Source organism: Campylobacter showae CC57C (genome assembly GCF_000344295.2).
In the GTDB taxonomy this organism is placed as follows: domain Bacteria; phylum Campylobacterota; class Campylobacteria; order Campylobacterales; family Campylobacteraceae; genus Campylobacter_A; species Campylobacter_A showae_B.
In genome coordinates this window covers 1-2,287 of the sequence record NZ_AOTD01000029.1, presented here as the reverse complement: position 1 = coordinate 2,287, position 2,287 = coordinate 1, and the positions used below count along the sequence as shown (strand labels likewise).

The window sequence follows — 2,287 nt, the reverse complement described above, 5'->3', positions numbered from 1 at the left end:
CTCTGTTTTGCAGTTGCGAAGCGTAGCTGAGGTAAAAGAGTCCCCTTTCTCCCTTAACGACCCCCAGCCCCTACGACGCGAGAGGTTTCTGTGCTTTGCGCAGGTTTAAATTTGGCGTTGCGCACGCGCTTTCAAATTTACGACGGAGTTAAATTTAGCACAGTCAAGATACGGGTCTGGACGAGTCAAATTTGAAACCGAAATTTGCAAATTTGACTTCAAATTTAAATACAAAACGATAAGGCGAAGCATTTTTTCGTCAGACGAGGCAGCGGCGAGCGAGGCGAGGGAGCGGACTGGCCGTCCGTGACCAAAGCCGACTGAGTCGGTAACGAAGTATGGCGGAAAAAGACAAGCCGTCAAATTTAAAGCTTACGGATTTTGGCGATCTCGTCGCGCAATGCCGCCGCCTTTTCAAATTCTAACTGCGCCGCGGCTTCCAGCATCTGCTTTCTTAGCTCTTTGATTATGCTCGCTCGCTCGGCAGCAGGCATTTTTTCCAGATTTGCGCCTTTTCTTAAGATCTCCGTGTCGTCCTCGACGTGCAGGCTCTCCTCGATGTTTCGGCTGGCCGAGCGCGGGACGATGCCGTGAGCGCGGTTGTATTCGTCCTGCATCTTGCGGCGAGCTAGCGTCGTATCCATCGCTTCTTGCATGGATTTGGTAATCTTTTTGGCAAACATCAGCACTCGGCCGTTTACGTTTCTAGCCGCGCGCCCCATCGTTTGGATTAGGCTCGTCGTCGAGCGTAAAAAGCCCTCCTTATCGGCGTCCATGATGGCTATGAGGCTAACCTCGGGCAGGTCAAGCCCTTCTCTGAGTAAATTTATGCCGATAAGCATATCAAACTCGCCTCCGCGCAGTCCGCGGATGATCTCGTTTCGCTCGACGGCATCGATATCGGAGTGCATGTATTTGACCTTGATGCCAAGCTCGGTGTAGTAGCGGCTGAGCTCCTCGGCCATCTTTTTGGTAAGCACGGTGACTAGTACGCGCTCGTTTCTCTCGATGGTTTTTTTTGCCTCGTCAAATAAAATCTCCACCTGATTTTCGCTGTCTTTTATCTCGATTAAGGGATCTAGCAGTCCCGTCGGGCGTAAAATTTGCTCGTAGACGTGGCCACGGCTTAAATTTATCTCGTATTCGTTCGGGGTCGCCGAGACGAAAAGAAATTTGGCGCGTTTGTTTATAAATTCGTCAAATTTAAGCGGACGGTTATCAAGCGCGGACGGGAGGCGAAATCCGTACTCCACCAGCACCTCTTTGCGGCTGCGGTCGCCCGCGTACATCCCGCGAAACTGCGGCAGGCTCACGTGGCTTTCGTCCACGATGACTAGGTAGTCCTTGCCTCCTAGCTCGAAATAATCAAACATAGAGTAGGGCGTCTCTCCCGCCTTTTGCCCGGTTAGGTGGCGCGCGTAGTTTTCGATACCCTTGCACATGCCCGTGCTGCTCATCATCTCTAGGTCAAATTCCACTCGCTGTTTTAGGCGCTGAGCCTCGACGAGCTTGCCTTGCTCGTTAAATTCCTTTAGTCGTTCCGCCAGCTCCTCTTCGATCTGTTTGATGGCGATTTTTAGGCGGTCTGCGCCCACGATAAACTGGCTGGTCGGGTAGAGGATAAATTTTTTCAGGTCGTGTCTTTTTTTGTTTTCCAGCACGTCCAGGCTATACATCGTCTCGATCTCGTCGCCGAAAAACTCGATCCTAAACGCCTCGTCGTTAAAATACGCGGGATATACGTCCACCACGTCGCCGTTTACGCGAAAGTCGCCGCGGTCGAAATAAGCGTCGTTTCGCTTGTATCCCATATCCACTAGCTTTTGCAGTAGCGCGCGCTGGTTGATTTTATCGCCGACGTTTAGGTATGCGACCATGCCTTGGTATTCGCTAGGATTACCCAGGCCGTAGTTGGCCGACACCGACGCCACGCACACTACGTCGTCAAAGCTGAGCAAACTCGCCGTCGCAGAGAGACGCAGACGCTCGAGTTCTTCGTTTACGGAGCTGTCCTTTTCGATGAAAAGGTCTTGACGCGGGATGTAGGCCTCTGGCTGATAGTAGTCGTAGTAGCTGATAAAGTACTCCACGTGATTTTTAGGGAAAAAGCCCTTAAATTCGCTATAAAGCTGCGCGGCGAGAGATTTGTTGTGCGTCATGATTAGAGTCGGCATATTTAGCTCTTTTATCACGTTTGCCATCGTAAAGGTCTTGCCCGAGCCCGTGACGCCTAGAAGCGTTTGGTATTTATTGCCCGATCTTACGGAAGCTACGATATTAGCGACTG

Annotated in this window: 2 protein-coding genes; both read right to left on the bottom strand. The window is 51.3% G+C overall.

The features are described 5' to 3' along the window. Positions 1–105: 105 nt before the first annotated feature. Positions 106–252 (bottom strand): hypothetical protein, encoded by a 147-nt coding sequence (locus tag H740_RS11620; RefSeq protein ID WP_156318377.1) that lies wholly within the window; start codon positions 250–252, stop codon positions 106–108. A 113-nt stretch (positions 253–365) separates the two neighbouring features. Then, the coding region (gene uvrB, locus H740_RS01260) for an excinuclease ABC subunit UvrB (protein WP_002950536.1) at positions 366–2,287 on the bottom strand (1,922 nt) is incomplete at its 5' end.